The sequence below is a fragment of the Flavobacterium hungaricum genome (assembly GCF_015182285.1).
In the GTDB taxonomy this organism is placed as follows: domain Bacteria; phylum Bacteroidota; class Bacteroidia; order Flavobacteriales; family Flavobacteriaceae; genus Flavobacterium; species Flavobacterium hungaricum.
In genome coordinates this window covers 1,082,008-1,104,635 of record NZ_PRDM01000001.1, presented here as the reverse complement: position 1 = coordinate 1,104,635, position 22,628 = coordinate 1,082,008, and the positions used below count along the sequence as shown (strand labels likewise).

Annotated in this window: 18 protein-coding genes; 6 read left to right on the top strand and 12 right to left on the bottom strand. The window is 36.1% G+C overall.

Annotated elements, in window-relative coordinates; translation table 11 throughout:
• Positions 1–11: 11 nt before the first annotated feature.
• The gene (locus C4F50_RS04805) at positions 12–3,149 is read right to left on the bottom strand and encodes an efflux RND transporter permease subunit (RefSeq protein WP_193845282.1); all 3,138 of its coding nucleotides are present in this window, start codon (positions 3,147–3,149) and stop codon (positions 12–14) included.
• 104 nt (positions 3,150–3,253) lie between these two features.
• Positions 3,254–3,574, bottom strand: a complete 321-nt coding sequence (locus C4F50_RS04800) for a DUF6660 family protein (protein WP_193845281.1) — start codon at positions 3,572–3,574, stop codon at positions 3,254–3,256.
• A gap of 254 nt (positions 3,575–3,828) precedes the next feature.
• Between C4F50_RS04800 and C4F50_RS04795 the strand changes: the two genes are divergently transcribed.
• The gene (locus tag C4F50_RS04795) at positions 3,829–4,950 is read left to right on the top strand and encodes a hypothetical protein (protein WP_193845280.1); all 1,122 of its coding nucleotides are present in this window, start codon (positions 3,829–3,831) and stop codon (positions 4,948–4,950) included.
• A gap of 9 nt (positions 4,951–4,959) precedes the next feature.
• Entirely contained in the window at positions 4,960–5,718 is a 759-nt protein-coding gene (locus C4F50_RS04790) for a porin family protein (protein ID WP_193845279.1), read from the top strand.
• Between the two features lie 33 nt (positions 5,719–5,751).
• Here the strand turns inward: C4F50_RS04790 and C4F50_RS04785 are convergent, their stop codons facing one another.
• Genes C4F50_RS04785 through C4F50_RS04765 form a run of 5 tightly spaced genes read right to left on the bottom strand, consistent with a single transcriptional unit; the run spans position 5,752 to position 12,325 of the window.
• Positions 5,752–6,336, bottom strand: a complete 585-nt coding sequence (locus C4F50_RS04785; RefSeq protein ID WP_193845278.1) for a chemotaxis protein CheB — start codon at positions 6,334–6,336, stop codon at positions 5,752–5,754.
• Positions 6,318–7,127: a CheR family methyltransferase gene (locus C4F50_RS04780; protein WP_193845277.1), complete on the bottom strand. Its 810-nt coding sequence runs from the start codon at positions 7,125–7,127 to the stop codon at positions 6,318–6,320. The genes C4F50_RS04785 and C4F50_RS04780 overlap by 19 nt, the downstream gene beginning before the upstream one ends.
• An 8-nt stretch (positions 7,128–7,135) precedes the next feature.
• Entirely contained in the window at positions 7,136–7,501 is a 366-nt protein-coding gene (locus C4F50_RS04775) for a response regulator (RefSeq protein ID WP_193845276.1), read from the bottom strand.
• A 17-nt stretch (positions 7,502–7,518) separates the two neighbouring features.
• A complete protein-coding gene (locus C4F50_RS04770; protein WP_193845275.1) occupies positions 7,519–11,094 on the bottom strand; it encodes a response regulator in 3,576 nt (1,191 codons plus the stop codon).
• A gap of 16 nt (positions 11,095–11,110) precedes the next feature.
• Positions 11,111–12,325, bottom strand: coding sequence for a hybrid sensor histidine kinase/response regulator (locus tag C4F50_RS04765; protein WP_193845274.1), 1,215 nt, complete (start codon positions 12,323–12,325; stop codon positions 11,111–11,113).
• Positions 12,326–12,704: 379 nt separating this feature from the next.
• Here C4F50_RS04765 and C4F50_RS04760 point away from each other — a divergent pair, with 379 nt between their 5' ends.
• A complete protein-coding gene (locus C4F50_RS04760; protein WP_193845273.1) occupies positions 12,705–13,553 on the top strand; it encodes an SDR family oxidoreductase in 849 nt (282 codons plus the stop codon).
• Between the two features lie 574 nt (positions 13,554–14,127).
• Positions 14,128–14,388 carry a SemiSWEET family sugar transporter gene (locus C4F50_RS04755; protein WP_193845272.1) on the top strand — a complete coding sequence of 87 codons (261 nt, stop codon included), beginning with the start codon at positions 14,128–14,130 and terminating at the stop codon, positions 14,386–14,388.
• Positions 14,389–14,499: 111 nt separating this feature from the next.
• Here the strand turns inward: C4F50_RS04755 and C4F50_RS04750 are convergent, their stop codons facing one another.
• The gene (locus C4F50_RS04750; RefSeq protein ID WP_193845271.1) at positions 14,500–15,327 is read right to left on the bottom strand and encodes a hypothetical protein; all 828 of its coding nucleotides are present in this window, start codon (positions 15,325–15,327) and stop codon (positions 14,500–14,502) included.
• 546 nt (positions 15,328–15,873) lie between these two features.
• A complete protein-coding gene (locus C4F50_RS04745; protein ID WP_193845270.1) occupies positions 15,874–16,215 on the bottom strand; it encodes a hypothetical protein in 342 nt (113 codons plus the stop codon).
• A 217-nt stretch (positions 16,216–16,432) separates the two neighbouring features.
• Between C4F50_RS04745 and C4F50_RS04740 the strand changes: the two genes are divergently transcribed.
• Entirely contained in the window at positions 16,433–19,642 is a 3,210-nt protein-coding gene (locus tag C4F50_RS04740) for a PAS domain-containing protein (RefSeq protein ID WP_193845269.1), read from the top strand.
• A gap of 189 nt (positions 19,643–19,831) precedes the next feature.
• On the opposite strand, the gene C4F50_RS04735 is transcribed toward C4F50_RS04740, so the two are convergent.
• Positions 19,832–20,260: a response regulator gene (locus tag C4F50_RS04735; RefSeq protein WP_193845268.1), complete on the bottom strand. Its 429-nt coding sequence runs from the start codon at positions 20,258–20,260 to the stop codon at positions 19,832–19,834.
• 210 nt (positions 20,261–20,470) lie between these two features.
• Between C4F50_RS04735 and C4F50_RS04730 the strand changes: the two genes are divergently transcribed.
• Entirely contained in the window at positions 20,471–20,971 is a 501-nt protein-coding gene (locus C4F50_RS04730; RefSeq protein WP_193845267.1) for a pyridoxamine 5'-phosphate oxidase family protein, read from the top strand.
• A 151-nt stretch (positions 20,972–21,122) separates the two neighbouring features.
• Here the strand turns inward: C4F50_RS04730 and C4F50_RS04725 are convergent, their stop codons facing one another.
• Positions 21,123–21,842 (bottom strand): DUF72 domain-containing protein, encoded by a 720-nt coding sequence (locus C4F50_RS04725; protein WP_193845266.1) that lies wholly within the window; start codon positions 21,840–21,842, stop codon positions 21,123–21,125.
• Entirely contained in the window at positions 21,842–22,570 is a 729-nt protein-coding gene (locus C4F50_RS04720) for a DNA-formamidopyrimidine glycosylase family protein (protein ID WP_193845265.1), read from the bottom strand. The genes C4F50_RS04725 and C4F50_RS04720 overlap by 1 nt, the downstream gene beginning before the upstream one ends.
• Between the last annotated feature and the right edge of the window lie 58 nt (positions 22,571–22,628).

Sequence of the window (22,628 nt, the reverse complement as noted above, 5' to 3'; positions counted from 1 at the left end):
TTGCGTAAACCTTAGCGCTCTTTGCGGTTAAAATCTCCACGGTTAAACCCACGCTCCAATAATAAATACAAAATCGGCAGTACAATCAAAGTCAGTAATGTCGCAGAAAATAACCCGCCGATTACTACAGTTGCCAAAGGTTTCTGCACTTCTGCTCCGCCGCTTGTGGATAATGCCATTGGCAAAAATCCTAATGATGCCACAGCAGCCGTCATTAAAACAGGTCTTAATCTTGTTTTTGTTCCGATGTAAATTCGCTGCAGCGGATCTGTAACTCCTTCTGTTTTGAGTTGATTGAAATACGAAATCAAAACAATTCCGTTTAAAACTGCGATTCCGAATAACGCTATAAACCCAATCCCTGCCGAAATACTGAACGGCATACCGCGGAGCAGCAATGCAAAAACACCGCCCATTGCTGAAAGCGGAATCGCCGTAAAAATTAAAACAGCTTGTTTTATACTGTTAAAAGTAAAATACAAAAGCACCAAAATGAGTCCCAAAGCCACTGGCAGAGCGACTAAAAGACGTTGAGAAGCTTCTATCAAATTCTCAAATTGTCCGCCATACGTTACAAAATAACCCGCTGGTAGTTTATAGTTTTGGTCCAATCGCTGCTGAATTTCTTCTACAACACTTTGTATGTCTCGTCCGCGTACGTTTAAGCCAACCGTAATTCTTCTTTTTCCGTCTTCACGAATGACCTGCACCGGACCTTGTTCGTATTCTACAGAAGCAACTTGCGAAAGCGGCACCTGCTGTCCGTTCGGGAGCGGAATAAACAAATTACTTACATCTGTAATATCGGCCCGATTGTCTTCGTTCATTCGAACCACCACATCAAATCGTTTACTTTCTTCGTAGATTTTACCCGCGATTTCGCCTGCAAATGAAGAACGGATAATTTGGTTAAGGTCTGAAATATTCAATCCGTAAAGGGCAATTTTATTATAATCGTATTTAATCGTAATCTGCGGAAGTCCGCTCACTTTATCTGCTTTTAAGTCGCCTACGCCTTCAATATTTTTTATTTTCGAAATCAATTCGGCAGCTTTGGCATCTAAGATCTCTAAATCGTCGCCAAAAATCTTGATTGCAATATCCGATCGGCTTCCAGTCATTAGTTCGTTAAAACGCATTTGAATCGGCTGTGAAATCTCAATATTGGCACCCGGAATTACTTCCATTTCTTCTTTCATCTTATTTGCCAAAGCTTCCCAATTACGATATTTGCCTTTCCATTCTTTCTTGTCTTTCAGTACAATAATCAAATCTCCGCTTTCTATTGGCATCGGATCGGTCGGAATTTCACCGCTTCCGATTTTAGAGACGATGGTTTTAATTTCAGGAAATTTATCTTTTAATATTTTTTCCAGTTTAGTTGTTGTTTCTACCATCTGTGTCAGCGAACTTCCCGTCATGATCGTAACATTAATGGCCAGATCGCCTTCTTCGATTGTCGGAATAAATTCGCCTCCCATATTCTGAAAAAGAAGCACGCTCAACGCAAATAATCCGATGGCGGTAATGAGAACAGCACGTTTAAACTCTAAGGCTTTTTTCAATAAGGGGGCGTACCTTTTCTCGAGCCATAGAATCATTCTGTCACTAAAATTTTCTTTGTGTTCTGTGTTTTTAGATAAAAATAAGGCACTCATCATCGGCACATAGGTAAGTGAAAGAATAAAGGCACCGACGATGGCAAAACCAACTGTCATTGCCATTGGTTTAAACATTTTACCTTCCGTTCCTATTAACGCAAGAATGGGCAGATATACAATTAAAATGATGATCTCGCCAAAGGCTGCACTGTTCCTGATTTTCGAAGCCGAATTGTAGACTTCAAGGTCCATTTCTTCCTGTGTTAATTCTTTTTTAAGCTTTAGCTTTTGCAGATGATGCATCGTCGCTTCTACAATAATGACGGCTCCGTCAACAATGATTCCGAAATCTATCGCTCCAAGGCTCATTAAATTACCGCTTACTCCAAAGGCATTCATTAAAATAATGGCAAACAACATGGCGAGCGGAATTACAGATGCTACAATTAATCCGGCACGGAGGTTTCCTAGAAATAAAATCAGTACGAAAATCACAATTAAAGCTCCTTCTAAAAGGTTTTTGGTAACCGTTCCGATGGCATTGTCTACCAATTTTCCTCTGTCAATATAAGCCTCAGCTGCAACGCCTTCTGGCAGGCTTTTATTAATCTGAATCATTTTTTCGTGAATGCGGTTTACCACTGCACTTGAGTTTTCTCCCTTCAGCATTAAAACCAAACCCGAAACAATTTCGCCTTTTCCGTCTTTTGTAGAAGCACCGTAACGCAGTGCCACGCCTTCCCGAACCTGTGCCACGTCGCGCACGAGAACGGGAGAACCATTTCGGTTTTTGACAACGACATTTCCGAGGTCTTTTACACCTTTTGCCATTCCGACACCGCGGATGAAATAGGCATATTGATCTTTTTCGATATAAGCACCTCCAGTATTTTGATTGTTTTTTTCTAAAGCATCAAAAATTTCGGTAATGGTTACGCCTAAACTATTTAATGTATTGGGGTTTACGGCGATTTCGTATTGTTTTAGTTTTCCGCCCCAGGAACTTACATCGGCAACACCTTTTATTCCCTGTAATTGCGGAATAATAATCCAATCCTGAATTGTTCTTAATTCTATTGCACTGTACTTGTTTTCATATCCTTTTTTGGCATAAACATCGTACTGGTAAATTTCGCCCAGACCTGTTGTAATGGGCGCTAGTTCTGGCGAACCTACATAATCTGGAATGTTTTCTTCGGCTTGTTTTAAGCGCTGAAAAATTTGTTCTCGTGCCCAATAAATATCGACATCATCTTCAAAAACAACGGTGACAACAGATAATCCGAAACGCGAAATACTGCGAAGTTCTATAATATCCGGAACTGTTTTTACGGCTTGTTCCAGCGGATAGGTAATCAACTGTTCTACTTCCTGACTTGCCAGGGTTGGAGCGGTGGTAATAATCTGCACCTGATTGTTGGTAATATCTGGAAGCGCATCTAAGGGTAATTTTTTAAGGGAATAACTCCCAAAAGCAATTAATACCAAGGTAAATAAGAGTATAACGAATTTGTTTCGTATACTAAATTGTATGATTTTATCTAACATTTGAATATAATGAAATGAGAAATGAGACAATTTCTTGTCTATTTTGATTTTGTGGAAAATCCACACTTCTCTACCCCAAATTCCGAATTATCGGCTGGGGATCATTATACTAATTGAGGGGGCTGCCAAATGCTTCCGTAGAAGTTGGAACTAAATACTGATTTGTAACTTGGAAGTGAAATTGAAATTACTGCTGCAGGAATTTTAAAATCAAAAACATTGGCCGATTGATAACTTAAAACATGCGCACCGCAGCAATTGCAAATGCAAAACGGAGAACATAAATCACTTTGTTTTTCGTGAGAATGGTCTGTTGCTGCAAATTCTGTTCGCTGGTGAATAGGACTTGTTTCTTCCATATCTGAACAAGGCAGACTGGAAAGCAGCACTAAATACAGTGATAATATTGTAGTTATCCATTTCATCAAAACAAAAATAATATTTATTTTATTACAAAAACTAAAAATAGTTTATTCTCTCTTTAAATTCTATACCTATCTCATAAATAAGCAGTTGATGTTATTTTTGAAAGAAAATTTAGTTATCTTTAACAATAATTACCGTATAAACTACACGCCTAAGCTCTTCTTTGAGTAGTAACAGCCCTTACTTCTTTACAATATAATCGCACATATTTTTTTAACATTAGATTCATTCACTAACTATTAGCACTTAATCTATGAAATGTACTAAACTAATATCAGCCGTTTTATTTTTATGCAGTTTGCAAAGTTTTGCACAAGTTTACACCGATAAAATTGTTGGAGAAAAAAATCAACAATTAAAAGACAGCCTCAAAATAGTAGAATATCCGTATGCACTGCCTATCTGGGGCGAAAAAGTGGCTCAAAAAGGCTATAACCTTCCGTATTCTGCCGGATTATCTGTAAATTATTTTTGGCAGGATTCTGAAATTATTATAAAAAATCTGGAGGTCGGTTTTAATAACGGTCCTCTATACAATTTAGATGAAATTGTTCGTTTTGATAAATCTTCTGTAGAAGCTGGTGCCATCACAATCCGACCTGATATCTGGCTGCTTCCCTTTTTAAATGTCTATGGAATTTTTGGTAAAGCAAAGCCCTCAACTAAAATAAATGCTGGAATTTGGATTCCTGACGCTGATAATAATTGGTCGCAGATTGCAAGTTTTAGTACAAAAGCAAATTTTGACGCTACTACTTTCGGAATTGGTATGACGCCAACGATTGGTATTGGCGGGGGCTGGCTGGCTCTCGATATGAATATGTCCTGGAGCGATGTTGACGCACTGGACAAGCCGGCTTTCTCGTATATTTTCGGACCCAGATTAGGTAAAACTTTTAAACTTCGTAAAGCCGAAAGAAATATCGCTCTATGGGTTGGCGGTTTTAGAGTTCATATTGAAGGAGGTACAAAAGGAAATATAGCTTTGTCAGATGTTTTTGATCTTAGTACCGCTCAGACAAAAGTCGATGATGGAATTACTAAAGTTAATGAAAACCAAGCAAAAGTCGACAGCTGGTGGAATGGTTTAAGTCCGGCACAACAGGCAAATCCTGCAAATGCTGCCAAACACAATACCGCCAACCGTGCTTTAGAAAGAGCAGGAACTTTTCTTTCTACCCTAGACGGAGCTTTGAGTACGGCAGAATCTTCAACAATTCAATATTCACTTCAAAAATCTCCAAAAGACATGTGGAATTTTATTGTAGGAACTCAGTTTCAATACAATAAACATATCATGTTTAGACTTGAAACAGGATTTTTAGGAAGCCGCACACAGGTTTTAGGAGGTCTTCAATACCGTTTTGGACTTTAATTTTAGAATATGAAAAAAGGTTTGTTATTACTTTTCGTGCTTTTCTGCATGGCTCCTGCAAGGTCACAAGTTTTAATTTCCTTAATTTTTGGGGATAAACTGAACTCGCCTTTTTTAGAATTTGGTCTTGAGGGCGGTATTAACCTTTCGGACATTTCTGATCTGGAAAGCAACGGTCTCAATCCTGGTTTTAATCTTGGTTTTTATTTTGATATCAGATCAAAGCAAAATCCGGCCTGGATGATCAATACGGGCGTCATTGTAAAATCGCCTATGGGTGCGCGCCATATTCCGGTTTATTCTCTTGATGATGTTAATCTGGACAACACCTTTGCAGGCGGAACAGTTGACCGCGAGATTCGCTATTTTAATGTCCCAATTTTAATTAAGTATCAATTTAAAAATAGAATTTATCTTAAAACAGGGCCTCAGCTGGGACTTTTGGCTTCTGCTTTTGATCAGTTTAAAAATGAAATCAACGACAATGATGTGGTCTACAAAAAGAAAATCAGAGACCAGATCCGGGTTATTGATGCCGGAATTGCTTTTGGAACTGGTTATCATATGAATGTGGGCAACGGCTTAAACTTTACAATTCAGTACTACTACGGATTGGTTCCGGTTATGAAAGGTGACGGACCGAATGTTTATAACAGATCGCTGTATTTGACAGCGGGAATCCCAATTGGAAAAGGAAAAGCGGCACAACGACGTGCTGCAAAAGAAGCTGAGCTTAACAAAGTTATACTTCCAGAAGACAAAAACTAAAACATAGTAATCCTTGTCCTGATTTTACTAAAATCAGGCTTTATTGATTTCCTTTAAAAACTCCAGAATTTCCTGAGGCGTTAAAACTAAATCGGGATTGGTATTTAACATAGCGTTTTTGGGCATAAAAGGCATGTCTGCAGAAAGCGGATTTTGTACTATAATCATACCGCTGGCTTTTTGAATTGCTTTTAAACCCGCTGTACCGTCCGTATTAGAACCCGAAAGTAAGATCCCTATAAGAGCACTGCCGTAAATTTCGGCAGCCGATTCAAAAGAAACATCAATACTGGGTCTGCTGTAATTTACTTTTTCTGAAGTATCAAGCGAAAGCGTTTCGTTTTTCTCAAATAATAAATGATAGTTAGAAGGTGCAATATAAATATAGCCTTTTTCCAACGGGGTTTTATCTTCTACTTCTCGTAATTTTATTTTTGCTTTAAGGGCAATAAGATCTTCTAAAGTTTGTTCATCCGAATTTTTTCGGTGTACCACAATTACCATTGCAAAAGATGTCGGCGGTTCTATAAAAGGCAGAATCTGTAACAATGCCTGTAAACTTCCTGCCGAACCTCCTATAATGACTACTTTACAATCTATTATTTTATTTTTCTCCATATTTTCTCCTTCTCAAACTGTTTATATTTGCTTTGAGATATAGAATATTTTATAGTTTCTTTTGTTCCAAGCGCCAGAAATCCTAAAACAGCCAGACTGTCATCAAATAGATTTACGACTCTTTTTTGCAGATTATTATCAAAATAAATTAAAACATTACGGCACAAAATAAGGTCAAACTCATTGAACGAAGTGTCTGAAACCAGATTGTGCTGCGAGAAAACCATCTTTTCTGCCAGATCTTCGTTAAACTTTGCAAATCCGTAATTGGCAATATAATAATTAGAAAAATCTTCTTCTCCTCCAGAATCCCGATAATTGTCCGCGTAATCTTTTATCATTCTCAACGGAAAAATACCGCTTTTGGCTGTTTCTAAAACCGCAGCATTAATATCTGTGGCATACAAAATAGATTTATGCAGTAATCCGGCTTCTTTTAATAAAATAGCCATCGAATACACCTCTTCTCCCGTAGAGCAGCCGGCGTGCCAAATCCTTATAAATGGTTTTGTCCCTAATAAGGGTAAAATTTCTTTTCTAAGTACTTGATAAAAAGACGGATCACGAAACATTTCTGTAACATTAACCGTGATCTCATCGATCATTCTTTTATAATATTCTGGATCTGTGCGTACTTTTGAAAGAAACTCATGAAAATGTTTAAATCCATCTAAGACATAAACTCTGCTCACACGTCTTTTAAGTGACGCTCTGGAATAGCTTCCAAAATCAAAACCGTAATATTCGTATACATCATTTATAAGAGCTTCGAGCTCAATATCTTCAATCATAATTTCATTCAAATTTCCCCCAAGATTTGGAGCAATTTATCTACATCCACAGGCTTTGATATGTAGGCATCTGCCCCAGCCTCTAAACATTTTTCTCTATCCCCTGTCATTGCCTGCGCTGTTACAGCGACAACAAACGTATTTTCCTGTAAAGGAATCTGTTTTATAAGCGGAATGGCTTCGTAACCGTCCATTTCAGGCATCATCATATCCATTAAAACGGCATCAATCTCTGTATCTTCTTTTAATAATCTTAAAGCTTCTTCGGCACTTAAACAAGACAGACATTCAAAGTTTTTTGCTTTAAGGGTATTAACCAAAGCAAAAATATTCCTCGAATCGTCATCTACAATCAACACTCTTTTCTTTCTCATTTACAAACTTTAAAAAATTAGATTTTATCGTACAACCACACTCGAAGTAAAGATAACAACTGGTCAACATCGACAGGTTTTGTAATGTAGTCTGAAGCTCCTGCTCTGATACACTTTTCTCTATCGCCTGTCATGGCTTTGGCTGTTACGGCGATAACGGCTAAATTAAGGAATTTAGGGTTACTTCTAATTTTTTCGGCAGTTTCATAACCGTCCATATTAGGCATCATCATGTCTAGTAATACCACGTCTGTATCCGGGTGTTCTTCTAAAATTTTGATGGCTTCTTTTCCGTCAAATGCTGTAATAACATTCATTCTAAATGCTTCAAGCGCTTTAGAAAGCGAATATATATTACGTACATCGTCGTCTACTATCAGTACTTTTTTATCAAATAAAATATTATTCAATGAATTTAACTTCTTGGCACTTTCTTTTTTACCGTTTGATTCTTTCTTGTCTTCTACCAAATGAAGGAAAAGCGAAACCTCGTCCAGCATTCTTTGATACGAATGTGCCGTTTTTACAATAATAGAATCGGCATATTTTCTGATTTTTAATTCTTCTTTAATAGACAAACTTTTACCAGTAAAAACAATCACCGGAAGATTTTCCAATCCAGGGTTTTTCTTTACTCCGTCTAAGATTTCGTAAGCCTGTTTGTCCGGAATTCCCATATCCAGAATAACGCAGTCTACTTCTTCTTTACCAAGAGCAGATAATCCGTCCGAAACCTCGCTTTTTATTTCTGAGTTAATATTATAGGTTTCTAAGAAATAAGCTAATGCTTTGGCATGTTTTGGATTGTCTTCTATAATTAAAACTTTTTGAGATTCTTTATTGATAATATGTTCTATACGTGTAAAAACCTCTGGAATTCTGTCAAAAGCAACGGGTTTGTCCAAGAAATCCACCGCTCCTTTGAGCAGACTTTCTTGTTTTAATTTATGCGAAGACATAATATGCACCGAAATGTGTTTGGTATGGAGATTATTTTTTAATTCCTCCAAAACCTGCCAGCCGCTTTTTACCGGAAGTTCAATATCCAATAAAATTCCAACCGGTTTATAAATTAAAGCAAAGTTTAAAGCATAATCTCCTCTTACGGCAACGATTGCTTTATATCCTTTTTTCTGCGTAAACGCTACAAGTGATTTTGCAAAATTAATATCATCTTCTACAATTAGAATTACTTTATCTCCTTCTAAAATATTATTTCTATCGTCTTCAATTTCGTCTGGAATCAGTTCGCTGATGTATTTCGGTTTATCTTCAGCTGTTTCTTCCTCTTCTCCTTCTTCTGTAAGCACTTCTGCATGCGGTATTTTATCTACCGAAATTTTACTAACAGCAAATCCTAAAACGGGAAGACATAACGTAAAAGTACTTCCTTCGTTTACTTTACTGTGCAGTACAATTTCGCCGCGCAGTAATTTTGCCAATTCACGGCTGATGGACAATCCTAAACCAGTACCTCCGTATTTGCGTTTGGTTGAGCCGTCTGCCTGTTGGAAGGCTTCAAAAATTAAAGGTTGTTTTTCTAACGGAATTCCGATTCCGGTATCTTTTACAATAAAGCAGATGATTTTATCATCGTCTGTATTTACTTTAATTTCAAGACTTACCGTTCCTTTTTCTGTAAATTTGATCGCATTTGAAATCAAGTTTTTTAGAATTTGTTCCAAACGCATTTTGTCTGTCTTAATAACGATTGGGGCATCTTTCGCAATAATTTCGAAATTAATTCCTTTTTCTTTTGCTACTAAATAGAATAAATTATGAAGACTGTCTGTAATTTCTTTTGTCGAGATATCCAGGAATTCCAAATCCATTTTACCCGCTTCGATTTTTGACAAATCCAGAATTTCGTCAATTAACCCTAATAAGCTGTTTCCTGAACTCTGAATTACCTTAGCAAACTCAATTTCTTCTGTATTCATCGTTTCGTTATTGTTTTCAGATAACAAACGGCTTAATAATAAAATCGAATTTAATGGTGTTCTAAGTTCGTGCGACATATTGGCCAAAAACTCTGATTTATATCGTGTTGAAACTTCCAAAGCTTCCGATTTTTTCTGAATCTCGGTATTTTTTTCTTCTAATAAAACGCTTCTTTCAGACAATTCTTCGTTGGTTTGCTCCAACTCTTCCTGCTGTACACGAAGCTCTTCTTCAGAAGCCTGCAGCTTCTCTGTCTGTGCTTCTAGTTCTGCGTTTATAGCTTCTAATTCGCTGTGCTGAATCTGCAGTTCTTCTGCCTGTGTCTTGGTTTCTTCTAAAAGCTCGACTACTTTTTTTCTATTTTGAGTTGACTTAATAGCAATTCCAATATTGTTGGCAACAGCGTTTAAAAATTCCAGCTGTAAAACCGAAAATCCGTAAATACTCGCTAATTCTACGGCACCTTCTACTTTAAAGTCCATTAATGGGACTGCCACAATATGCGTTGGTTTGATCTGTCCTAAAGCATAATTGATTTGAATATCTTCTGCAGTTAACGTTTTTAATTCAAGCATTTTGCCAGAACTAATGGCTTGCCCTATTAAGCCCTCGCCTTTCTTAATACGTTCTCTGTTTTTACTCGGTATGTAACTGTAACCGCCAGAAACGGCCAGTTCTTCGCCATCCAAAACATACAGAACTCCAGCGCTGCTGTTGGTGTATTGGCACAAAAACTCAATAACATCTTTGGATAATTTCTGAATGGTTTTTTCGCCCAGCATTTTGTCATTCAATGCCGCAATACCAGCCTGCAGCCATTCTTTCTGCGAAAGCAGTTCAAAAGAGGTTTTAAGCGAATCCCTCATTTCATGCAGTGAATTTCCAAGAGCTCCAAGGGTATCCGATTTTTTGTCATCGATCTCAACATCATAATTTCCTTTTGAAATCTGCGCAGCCAAACCTCCGATAACGACAAGTCTTTCTGCTGTTTCAATATCTTTTTGTTCCAGTTCGCGCTGTAGTAAAAGGCGATCATTGTGGTCTTTTAATATTCTGGCAAAGAAAACTACCGTGATAATCAAGGCAATAATAAAAGCGATAATAATTAATACAAAACTGTAGTTTCCAAAACGTTCCGAGTTTTGAATACGCTCTTTCAGTAAATTTTGTTCGGTGTTTTCGATGCTTTTGAACTTGCTTCGAAGTTCGTCCATCATTTTTCGTCCTTCGCCCAAGTCAAAATTTACATTTTGAGTTTGAAGTTTCTTTTTTACGGTAAGATTGTTCAGGTATTTAAAAAAGTTGACACGAAGCGGTTTTAACTCATCGAGTCTCTTTTGCTGTGTGCCATTATCTATAGTAAGTTCTTCGAGTTTTTCTAAATATTCAGAAGAAACCTTTTCTGCAATACTGTATTCATCCAAAAAATCGGTATCCCCAGAGATCAGATAGCCTCTCATGCTGGTCTGAGCGTCTGTAATAGTAGCCGATGCGGCGTTTAAATTATAAATAACTTCCTGAGTATGATTGACCCAGGCATTACTGTCTAGAAGGCTCTTTATGCTCAAAAAAGAGGCTGTAGAGCTAATCATTAAAATAATCAGCGAAATAGAAGAACTGATTAAGAGGTTTCGTTTAAAATTGTTCTGCATTGGTAAAGTTTACTAGTTATTTTGAGCTTAATGGAAGTATAATGATAAAACTTGCGCCTTCGCCTAATTTACTTTTGGCGGTGATTAATCCGTTGTGTTTATCGATAATTTTTTTAGCGATTGCCAGTCCGATTCCGGTTCCTTCATAGGTTTGACGGTCGTTTAAACTCTGAAAAATAATGAATATTCTATCCAGATAAATCTCATCAAAGCCGATTCCGTTATCTTTTACCGTAATTCTGCAGAATTTTCCGTCTGCAGCAGCCGGACTCTCAAACTCCTTTGAAATTATATTCTCTGACGTAATCTCAATCATTGGATTTCCGTTTGCACCAGAAAATTTCAAAGCATTTCCGATCAAATTCTGAAAAACCTGACGCATTTGGCTCGGAATACTGTCTATAGTTGGAAGTTCTCCAGTTCTGATTACTGCTTTTTTGTTTTCAATTAAATAATCAAAATCCGACAGCACTTCCTGAAGCACTTCATTTAAATCTGTTTTTTCGGGTTTTACCTGCGCCGAAAGTCTCGAATACGCTAATAAATCGGTAATTAAAGTCTGCATTCGTTCTGCCGATTTAATAGTTCTATCTACATAATCAACGGCTTTGTCGTCTGCTTTTAAGTAAAGGTCTTTTATAATTTTGATGAAGATTTGAATTTTACGAATAGGTTCGTTTAAGTCATGAGAAACCACCCATGAAAATTGCTGCAGCTCGTGGTTTCGAAGTTCTAATTCTTCGTTTTTCTGCACCAGTTCTTTGGTTCTTTCGATGATCTTAATTTCAAGATTGTCTTGTGCTTCTTTCCTGATTTTAATTTCTTTAGACAGCAGATCCTTGATTGCCTTCAATTCATTTTGCTGTTCATAGATTTTGAGGAAGGTTTTTACCTTTAAAATCAGCAAATCAGAATCAACAGGTTTGGTAATATACTCTACAGCACCCGTTTCATATCCTTTAAAGATGTATTTTTTCTCGGTATTAAGAGCCGAAAGAAAGATTACAGGAATATCTTTGGTGCGTTTATTTCCAGATAGGATTTTAACTACTTCAAACCCGTCAAGTCCCGGCATTTGAACATCCATTATAATCAGACAATAGTCTGTCTTTAAAATTTTCTTTAAAGCTTCTTCTCCCGATTCAGCAGAATCGACATCGATATTATGCAGCTCTAATGTTTTCTTTAAGGCAATAATATTTGCTCTTATATCGTCTACAATTAATACCATGCGGTTTGGAAGCTAAATCGGTTGTAAATCAAAACTTTATTATTTAAATGATTGTAAAATCGGCCTGGTTTTCAGAAAAATATAAGTTTTTCTAGAAAAATCCATGGAAATTCTCAAATGTATAAAAAAAATATCCAGTCGCTTTTTTATCCAAATCGAAAATAGTTACAAAATTCCCATGTCGGAGTGTATAATTATGTAATATTTAAATCTTTTTGAAAGTAAAAGTTTTTTCCTCTTATTTGACTTTTCTTCGATTTTAAGGTATTTTCATACAATATAGTACGTCTTCAGTTTTATTGAGGCAATCATAAATTTATTCAAGGCAGTTAAAATGTAGGTTTCTGGTTACTTTTAGAATTACAAATTGAATACTACTATGAAAAAGATAAAAACATTTCCGGAACAAAAACAAAATCTCCCTGGGAACGAGCATCAAATGAATCCCGAACCAGAAATTATCCGCGATAATTATACTGGCAGCGGTAAACTCTTGGGTAAGGTGGCTTTTATCACAGGCGGCGACAGCGGAATCGGACGCAGTGTTGCGGTGCATTTTGCCAGAGAAGGCGCAGACATTGCCATTGTGTATCTAAAAGAAGATAAAGACGCAAAGCAAACGAAAGCCTTAGTCGAAAAAGAGGGACGCCAATGTCTCTTGATAAGCGGTGATTTGAAAGAAGAACAGTTTTGTAAAACTGCTATCAAAAAATGCCATACTACTTTTAAGAAGCTTAATATTATAGTTAATAATGCCGCAGTGCAGTTTCCTCAGAAAGAACTGGAAAAAATAACCGCCGCACAGCTTCAAAAGACTTTTGAGACCAATATTTATCCGTATTTCTATATTGCTAAAGCGGCACTTCCGTTTCTGCAAGAGGGTGATACTATAATCAATACCAGCTCGGTTACGGCTTACAGAGGCAGTGAACATCTTGCTGACTATTCTAGTACAAAGGGCGCAATTGTGAGCTTTACACGATCGCTGTCGTCTATGCTGGCCAAAAGGCAGATTCGCGTCAATGGCGTTGCACCGGGTCCAATCTGGACGCCGTTGATTGTGGCAAGTTTTGATAAACTTTCTGATTTTGGAAAAGACAACCCAATGGGAAGAGCGGGACAACCGTCTGAGGTTGCTCCTGCTTATGTATTTCTTGCTTCTGAAGACAGCAGTTATATTACCGGCCAGTTTATCCATATTAACGGAGGCGAATTAATAGGCAGTTAAAGACGCTGTATGTTTTGCCACTAAGACGCAGAGTTTTTATTTTATTTTATTTCACGCAGATTTGGGAGATTTAAGCAGATTAATTTAAATCAATGAACTCTGATGGATTTTCTAAATCTGGGAGCGTAATTTTTTTTCGCAGATTTAGGAGATTGAGCAGATTAATTTAAATCACTGAAATCTGGATGATTTTCTAAATTTGGGAGCGTAATTTTTCTCGCAGATTTGGGAGATTTAAGCAGATTAATTTAAATAAATGAAATATGATGGATTTTCTAAATCTGGGAGCGTAATTTTTCTCGCAGATTTGGGAGATTGAGCAGATTAATTTAAATCACTAATATCGTGGATTTTCTAAATCTGAAAGTATTTTTTTTCTCGCAGATTTGGGAGATTGGGCAGATTAATTTAAATCAATGAAATCTGATGGATTTTCTAAATCTGAGAGCGTAATTTTTTCTCGCAGATTTGGGAGATTGAGCAGATGAAACTTGAATCCGCTTTTAAAATTGGTTTGAAATAAAACTTTGTGTATTGCGGCTTGGCGGTAAAAAATCATTTAAAAAAACAACTTATGAACTATATCGATATTATCGGTCTTTTTGCGGGAACTTGTATCACAATCTCTACAATTCCACAGATTTTAAAAGTCTGGAAAACCAAAAAAGTAAAAGAAATTTCGCTTAAAATGTTCAGCATTCTAACTTTCGGAATCGCTGTGTGGATCGTTTACGGCATTCTAAAAAATGATCTCCCGATTATCCTAACGAACAGTATTTCTTTATGCCTGAATTTAATAATGGTATATTTTATTATTTACTTTGAAAAAGAATAGCTTGAGCGGTTTAAGCTACTAGTTTGTTGATACTCAAAATCTCTCCAATAAAAAAAACAGCTCGTAAAAGCTGTTTTTTTTTGGAAAAAAATGAAGAATATAAAGTGCTTACTAGCTAGCTAATTTTTGATTGAAGGGTTCTAGTTCCAAATGATATTTTTCTTTTAAACTGCGGGTCTGAAGATTTTTCTTGAAATGCAATACCGGCGCAATAATTCCTGAAAAGTTTAAATTCGAAATTCTTTTAATCTCTCCGATTTGTTTTACAGCAAAATTGACAAGCGGATCAAAAGAATTTAAATAATTATAACTGTGCTGCGCTATCTCCAACTCTAATACTTCTTTTAAAATATCTTTCATCAATAGATAACGAATGGTTCCCTGCTTCGGAATTGTTTTAAGTTCTTCAAACTTCTCTCCTATTTTATGATTTTCGGAACCTATGTATAGATAATTTCCAGATTCATGGATGAATCTTTTCTTTACTTCTGATGCAAAATCAAAAGCTGTACTTCTGGCAGCTGCAGTCGGTATTCCGATTAACGAAAACTGAATCTGTTTGTGGCTTTCAAAATATAAAACACTATTTATTGAAGTTGAATTACTCATGATGCCAGATTGCTGCTTTTTAAGCGTTTTAAGCTCTCCATTGGCACCAAAACTATGCGTAAGAGTTCCTTTTTCGCAGTAAGCAAAAAATACTGGCGCAAACGGATTTGCTTCGATACTCAGCATTACGTCTTGATAAAATACGATGTCAAAATTGAGGTAGGTCATTTCTTTTTCAAAACGGATTCCAGTAATGGTTCCTTTTGCCCATTTGGATTCTATTCTCAAATTATATTCGTTGGATGAGATTTTAAGATCACCTCCAAAGCTTTCTTTTAGATTATCAAAAACAGCTTCAAAGCCGCCATTATTTAAGTAAAGTTTTTTCATTTTGGTTTTGGTTTTAGCTAAATTGATCGTAATTATTTACGTACAAAATCTAAACTTGGTTTATTATCTCTTTTTGTATAAGACAAATTTCGTGTATAATGCCTTTCACTTCTTTATACAATTTCAGACCAATATTTCATAATTTTTATTTAAGCCATTTTCTTATTTTTTTTAAGGTTCAGAGGGACATAGGTATAAAGAGACAAAGGGACATAGAGACAAAGGGACATGGGAACAAAAGGACATAGGTACAAAGAAACTTGAATCTCTAAATCTCTATCCTTTGAAACTTGAATCTCTAAACCTCTGCAACTTTAAACCTCTGCAACTTTAAACCTTTAAACCTATGAAACTTTAAACCTTTAAACCTATGAAACATTAAACCTGTGAAACTTTAAACCTATGAACCTTTAAACCTATGAACCTTTGAACCTTTGTTCCTCTGAACCTTTGTTCCTCTGAACCTTAAAAAGAAAAAGCAGCTGCCTCAATAAAATTGAAACAACTGCTCATCAGCAAAATAAAAATACTAATCTATTTTTACTTCTATGTTAGTTCGTTAATATCCGAATTTTTGGTATAATTTACTTTCGGAATGTCTTTAAAAAATTCTGCTTCTTCCAAATCTGCTGTTGGGCCGTAACCTAAAAGATGCGTTCCTTTTCTTTGATCTTTGGTTTCGATAATGTACAAAATAGACATATCATCTGGATCGCTCATTCCTTCGTACCGGTGCTGGGCTACAATATAGATTTCGTCAGGCTGGTATTTATACTTTGTTTCAGTATCCATTAAACAGCCTCCATCAAATAAATAATTGTCTGTATACCCTTCGTCTTGATACTTCTTTATATAGTCGGTCTCATGTTTTGAATATTCTCTTTTCATGATATTTTGTTTTTTAATTTGTTTGTTATTCAAATTTCATCATTCAAACCCATTAAAATTAACTCAATAGATTTAAATTGTAGCTCATTCAAAAAACCTAAAAAACGGTAAAAGAATATTTTACTAATTTTAGTATTCTAAAATGTATTGTAAGAATTACTATCTTTATTGAGCACATAAAGAAGTTTTTTTTTGAGTAAACAAATTTTTAATTTTAATGAGCAATAACAATCATTCTTTCTTGGCCAACGGCGGCGAAATGGGACAGCTTACCCGCCAAAAAGATTGGAGTAAAACTATAATTGGCACACCCGATTCCTGGCCGCAAAGTCTGCGCACCACTTTAGGGATTCTTTTAAATTCTAAATTCCCCATGTTTCTATTTTGGGGACCCGATCATATTTGTTTCTATAATGATGCTTACCGTCCAAGTCTGGGCAACGACGGAAAACATCCTTCTATACTCGGAGGAAAAGGTGCCGATTGCTGGCCCGAAATCTGGGGTTTTATAAAACCTTTGATTGATCAGGTTTTAACACAAAATGAAGCGACTTGGCACGAAGATCAATTTCTGCCGATTTACAGAAACGGAAAACTAGAAGATGTTTATTGGACTTTCAGCTACAGCCCTGTTAATAATGAGGAAGGTAAAACTGCCGGCGTTCTAGTAATCTGCAACGAAACTACCGATAAGATAAATGTTCATAAAAAACTGGAAGACAGTATTGAGCGTTATCGCAATACGATTTTACAGGCTCCCAATGCGATGTGCGTTTTTAGAGGTCCGACCTATAAAGTCGAGATTGTAAATACGTTAATGCTTGAAATCTGGGAAAGAAATGAAAGTGAAGTTTTGAATAAACCTATTTTTGAAGTATTGCCAGAAGTTACAGGACAAGGACTGGAAGATCTCTTGAAACAGGTTTATGAAACGGGTGAAAAATTTACAGCGCAGGAACTTCCTGTAAAATTAACCCGAAACGGCAAAATAGTCAATACGTACATCAATGTTACTTATGAAGCGCTGCGGGAACCTAATGGAAAAATTTCTGGAATAACGGCCATCGCCAGTGATGTAACATTGCAGGTGTTATCCAGAAATGCGATCGAAGAAAGCGAAAAACGTTTTAGAGATACGATAAAGCAACTGCCGCTTGGAATCGGAATTTTGCGAGGTCCGAATTTAATTGTAGAAATGGCAAATCCGACTTATCTCCAGATTATAGATAAGACCGAAAATAAAGTCATCGGAAAACCGATTTTTGATGTCGTGCCAGAAGCAGAAGAAATTGTGTATCCGCTGCTTTCTAAGGTTTTTAATGAAGGGATTCCCTATTATACAGATGAGCTGGAAGTAACTTTAAACCGTTACGGAAAAGAAGAACATTGTTATTTTAACTTAGTTTTTCATCCGTTACGAGAAGCGGATAATAAAGTTTCTGGAATTATAATCATTGCTTATGAGGTAACCGAAGAAATAAAGGCAAAACATCTTTTGGCAGAAAGCGAAAAAGCTTTTAGGAAAATTGTAATGGAATCTCCTATTGCAATGGCCATATTTAGAGGTCGTGACCAAAAAATAGAAATGGCCAATACTACGATGATGAAAACGATTTGGGAGCGCGAAGAAAAAGACACCCTCGGCAAATCGATACTCGAGGTATTTCCGGAGCTTATCAATCAAAAGTACCCTAAAATTCTGGATAATATTTTAAATACGGGTGAAGCCATAAGAGAAAATGAATCTATTGCTTATGTAGACATTCAGGGAAAACTTAAAAAGTTCTATCTGGATTATGAATATACCCCGCTTTTTGAAAAAGACGGAAAGGTTTCTGGCATTATGGTTACTGTAAACGATGTTACGGCAAAAGTTAAAGCCCGCAAAAAACTGGAAACGGCAGAAGAAAGAGCGCGTCTGGCAGCCGAAATTGCTGAAATTGCTACTTGGGACCTAAATCTGGAAAACAAAAAATTGATTTATACCGAAAACATTCTGGATATTTTTGGTTTTGAAAAAGGAACAAAAGTCTTGCATCAGGATATGAGAAGCCGCATACTTCCAGAAGACGAGCCTATTTTACAAGCTGCTTTTGAGCAGGCCTTAAAGACGAGTATTTACAAATATGAAGCCCGAATTGTTAAATTAGATCATTCGATAAGCTGGATAAAAGTACACGGAAAAATATTTTTTGATGAATTTGGAGATCCATCTAAAATGATTGGAACTGTAATGGATAATACTGTTGAAAAAAACAGGATACAGGTTTTGGCCAAAAGTGAGCAAAAATTTAGACTGCTGGCCGATTCTATGCCTCAGATTATCTGGACCAGTGATACATTAGGAAATATCAATTATTTTAACAATGCTCTCTATGAATTTGCAGGTTTAAGTAAAGAAGAAGTAGAACAAAACGGATGGCTGCAGATTGTACATCCAGATGACCGTGAGGAAAATGTAAACACCTGGATGAAATCGGTAAAATCGGGAAAGGATTTTCTGCTGGTACACCGTTTTCTGCGAAAAGACGGCGAATACCGCTGGCAGCTCAGCCGTGCAATTCCGCAGCGGGACGAACAAGGAATTATTCAGATGTGGGTAGGAACGAGCACGGATATTGAGGATCAAAAGAACTTGTCGAACCAGCTGGAAAACCAGATTATAGAACGCACCACACAATTGGAACTCAAAAACAGGGATTTGGTAAATATGAATATTGAACTCCAGTCCTTTGCCTATATTTCGAGTCACGATTTACAAGAACCGCTTCGTAAAATTCAGACTTTTGCAAGCCGTTTAAATGATCTGGACGATCAGAATATCTCGCCAAATGCCAAAACGTATCTGGCCAAAATTGAAGTTTCGGCCAGAAGAATGCAGAATTTGATTCAGGACCTTCTTACCTATTCCAGAACCAATTCGGCAGAAAGAGTTTTTACTAAAGTAAATTTAGATGAGATCGCAGAAGAAGTCATCAGTGATTTTTCTGATCGTATCGAAGAGAAGAAAGCTCATATTTATTATAGTCTGCTGGGCGAAGCGACAGTTATTCAGTTTCAGTTTAGACAATTACTGCACAATCTGATTGGAAACGCATTAAAGTTTTCCCGAAAAGGAGTACCGCCGGTAATTGAAATCACTGTGAAAAAAATAAAAGGAAAAGAAATAGAAGCTCCAGTAGAATTTCCGAATAAAATGTACCATCATTTCCAAATTGCAGATAATGGAATTGGTTTTGATCCAGTTTATAAAGATCGGATTTTTGAAGTTTTTCAGCGTCTGAATACGGAAAGCGAGTTTTCTGGAACTGGAATCGGATTGGCAATAGTAAAAAAGATCGTAGAAAACCATAATGGGATTATTATGGTTTCCAGCGAAAAAGGCAAAGGCTCTGTCTTTAATGTTTACATTCCAGATTTATCCTAACCGCTCTGCAATTGTATTTAAAATACAGCTTTTATGAAACACGCTGATTAAACAGATTTGCTGCCAAACAGCGCCGATAAAGACAGATTATACTAGCTTAAAAATCTGTCTTTATCCGCGTTTTTGTCTAAAAGGATCTGTTTGATATGTGTGTAAATTTAGAGTAATGTAATACAATAAGCGCTTCATTTAATATTTGTAAACAAAATTGGCATGTGTGGGCGTAAACTTTTCCCAGTCTACTTCTAATGCATGCTGAATCGACTTGATAATGTCGCTCATTAAAATGGGTTTGGTAACAAAACAGCTGGCTCCAAGGTTCCGGCATCTTTCAATAATACTGGGTTCATTTGAGGTAGAATAAATAATAACCGGAATGTTTTTCTTATCCGAGCCTCTGATTTCCTGCAGTACTTCGAAACCATTCTTTCCTGGCATGTTTAAATCTAAAAACACCACATAAGGTGTTGGCGGCGGATTAAAAATTGCCTGCAGCAATTTTTCTCCTCCCGTGTACGTTTGAAGACTGACTTTTTGAGGAACTGATTCTACAGCATCAGCAAAAATACTCAAGTCGTCGTCATCGTCGTCGGTGTAAAAAATAGTAAAATCTTTCATGGTATTTTTCGAGTGAAATTTTAATATTTCAAATATAATGTATTTTATAAAGCGAAACGATATATATTTAAATTCTTACAAAATAATTAATGATTGAAATCTCATAATTTATAATTCTAATTATATAAGCCGTTTTATTTAAAAAAAAGGAATTTTACTTTCTAATGATTTAGAAAAAAAAAGAATTATTAACTACTAATAAAAAAAGTCATGGGAGATCATAAAAACCTAGAAAATGAATTTGCTGTAGATAAAATAAAAGATCTTGCAGAGAATATAAAAACGTGTATGTTGTGTACTTATAATGATGATAGACTACAGTCACGTCCGATGTCGGTACAAAAAATAGATGATTACGGACAACTTTGGTTCTTATCGGACAGAAACAGCAGCCAAAATGCAGAGATAACGCTTAACCCAACGGTAGAGCTGTTTTTTTCTGAACCGCATGATAAATTTTTAACATTGCACGGAACTGCTACTATTTTGTACGATCGCGATAAAATTGAAGAATTGTACACCCCTATTGTAAAAGTATGGATGCCTGGAGGTATTGACGATCCGAATTTGAGCGTTATAAAAGTAGTTCCGGAGGATGGATATTATTGGAATAACAAAAACGGAAAAATGGTGGCAATTGCAAAAATGACTGCTGCTTTGGTAACGGGTAAAACCATGGATGATGGTATTGAAGGAACTTTGAAATTGTAGTTTTGCTAAAATTCAAAGTTTTGTAAAAATAAAATGTTGTCATTTTCGACCGAAGGGAGAAATTGCACTAGTAATGGGACAAAGATTGATATTCTTTGCTTTTACGAGTGCAATTTCTCCCTTCGGTCTAAAAGACAAATAAGTTTAACAATTACTGCTTTCCAGAAATCTTCTGGAGTTCCAAAGCATTCAAAATTCCTGCTTCGCTGGCTGTATTATTAAAATAAACAAATCCTTGTTTTGATTTTATTTGGCTGCTTACAGACAATAATTCTTCTTTAGAATAACTGGAATAAAACATTTTCGGAATTCCGTGGAATCGGATGTAAACGAGCGGAAAATCTTTAAAAATAGTCTGCGGTAAATTGGGATGACTGACACTGCAAAACGTGATGCCTTTTTCTTTAAAAGCATTCCAAACCTCATCATTCCACCAGCTTTCATGGCGGAACTCTACTACATTCTGAAAATCATAATTCAGTATCTGGAGTATCGTTTCGAGTTTTTCTTTAGTGAAAACGTAACTTGGCGGGAGCTGCAATAAAATAGGACCGAGTTTTTCTTTTAATCCTAGCTGACAGACCTCATAAAACTCCTGCAGTCTATTTTCGCAGTCATTTAGTTTTTTAAGATGCGTTATTTCTTTGGGAACTTTGATCGAAAATATAAAGTCTTTTGGTGTTTTATTGTACCAGTTTTGAAATATTCTAATGGTTGGAAATTTATAAAAGCTCCCGTTGAATTCATATGTATCAAAATGCTGGCAGTAATAATCGAACCATTGTTTAGAGGGCAGGTTTTCTGGATAGAAAACGCCTTTCCAAAAACTATTATAAAAACTGGAACAGCCTATTAGAATTTTATTTTTCATTAGTATAAAACTTGACAGTTGGTACAAAAAAAGCTTCTTCTTTTCTTGTCTCCGGTTTGTTTTTTATGAAGGGGAATATTGCATCGCGGACAGATCTTTTTGGTATGTGCCTGCCAATGCTTTTTGAGTTCGAATTTTTTCTTCCAATACAAAAATTCAAAACTATAAATCGAGCATTCACTGATTAATTCATTGAGATCATTAATCGGAATTTTACCCGTGAGCGATTCGGGATGAATAAAGCATCGAAACAATACTTCATTTTTAATGATGTTACCAACTCCCGAAAATATATTCTGATCTAAAACAGCATCACAGATCATCGTTTCTGGAATTTTTTCCAGACTTTCTTTTGCTTTTTTAGGATTCCAATTTTCATTCATAACATCAATACTCCAATCGTAGTGCGTATTGATATCGCCTTCGAGAATTTTAACCGAACAGGTGTAGAAATTGAGTTCGCCAGTTTTAAAAACCATACTTAATCTGGGCTGGAGTTCTTTTTGATCATTAATTCTATAAGTTCCAAACATAAGGAGGTGAATCTTTACAGTAAAATCATCAAAACAAATCAAGAAATGTTTTCCCCACGTTTTAAACTCACGAATCGTTTTATTGTTGATTCTTTCGATATCAATATTTGCTGTACCAGAAGCTGTGATCACTTTCTGATTCGTAAATTGCTGTACTTCTTCTTTTAAAATTACTATGGATGGACCTTCTGGCATAATATTTCTTTTAAGAAAAAAGTGCAGCTTTTAAGACTGCACTTTTAATGGTATTGAA

Bases quoted from the DNA above. Each gene is read 5' to 3' on its own strand.
- C4F50_RS04805 (WP_193845282.1), bottom strand. From the start codon at position 3,149: ATGTTAGATAAAATCATACAATTTAGTATACGAAACAAATTCGTTATA.
- C4F50_RS04800 (WP_193845281.1), bottom strand. From the start codon at position 3,574: ATGAAATGGATAACTACAATATTATCACTGTATTTAGTGCTGCTTTCC.
- C4F50_RS04795 (WP_193845280.1), top strand. From the start codon at position 3,829: ATGAAATGTACTAAACTAATATCAGCCGTTTTATTTTTATGCAGTTTG.
- C4F50_RS04790 (WP_193845279.1), top strand. From the start codon at position 4,960: ATGAAAAAAGGTTTGTTATTACTTTTCGTGCTTTTCTGCATGGCTCCT.
- C4F50_RS04785 (WP_193845278.1), bottom strand. From the start codon at position 6,336: ATGGAGAAAAATAAAATAATAGATTGTAAAGTAGTCATTATAGGAGGT.
- C4F50_RS04780 (WP_193845277.1), bottom strand. From the start codon at position 7,127: ATGATTGAAGATATTGAGCTCGAAGCTCTTATAAATGATGTATACGAA.
- C4F50_RS04775 (WP_193845276.1), bottom strand. From the start codon at position 7,501: ATGAGAAAGAAAAGAGTGTTGATTGTAGATGACGATTCGAGGAATATT.
- C4F50_RS04770 (WP_193845275.1), bottom strand. From the start codon at position 11,094: ATGCAGAACAATTTTAAACGAAACCTCTTAATCAGTTCTTCTATTTCG.
- C4F50_RS04765 (WP_193845274.1), bottom strand. From the start codon at position 12,325: ATGGTATTAATTGTAGACGATATAAGAGCAAATATTATTGCCTTAAAG.
- C4F50_RS04760 (WP_193845273.1), top strand. From the start codon at position 12,705: ATGAAAAAGATAAAAACATTTCCGGAACAAAAACAAAATCTCCCTGGG.
- C4F50_RS04755 (WP_193845272.1), top strand. From the start codon at position 14,128: ATGAACTATATCGATATTATCGGTCTTTTTGCGGGAACTTGTATCACA.
- C4F50_RS04750 (WP_193845271.1), bottom strand. From the start codon at position 15,327: ATGAAAAAACTTTACTTAAATAATGGCGGCTTTGAAGCTGTTTTTGAT.
- C4F50_RS04745 (WP_193845270.1), bottom strand. From the start codon at position 16,215: ATGAAAAGAGAATATTCAAAACATGAGACCGACTATATAAAGAAGTAT.
- C4F50_RS04740 (WP_193845269.1), top strand. From the start codon at position 16,433: ATGAGCAATAACAATCATTCTTTCTTGGCCAACGGCGGCGAAATGGGA.
- C4F50_RS04735 (WP_193845268.1), bottom strand. From the start codon at position 20,260: ATGAAAGATTTTACTATTTTTTACACCGACGACGATGACGACGACTTG.
- C4F50_RS04730 (WP_193845267.1), top strand. From the start codon at position 20,471: ATGGGAGATCATAAAAACCTAGAAAATGAATTTGCTGTAGATAAAATA.
- C4F50_RS04725 (WP_193845266.1), bottom strand. From the start codon at position 21,842: ATGAAAAATAAAATTCTAATAGGCTGTTCCAGTTTTTATAATAGTTTT.
- C4F50_RS04720 (WP_193845265.1), bottom strand. From the start codon at position 22,570: ATGCCAGAAGGTCCATCCATAGTAATTTTAAAAGAAGAAGTACAGCAA.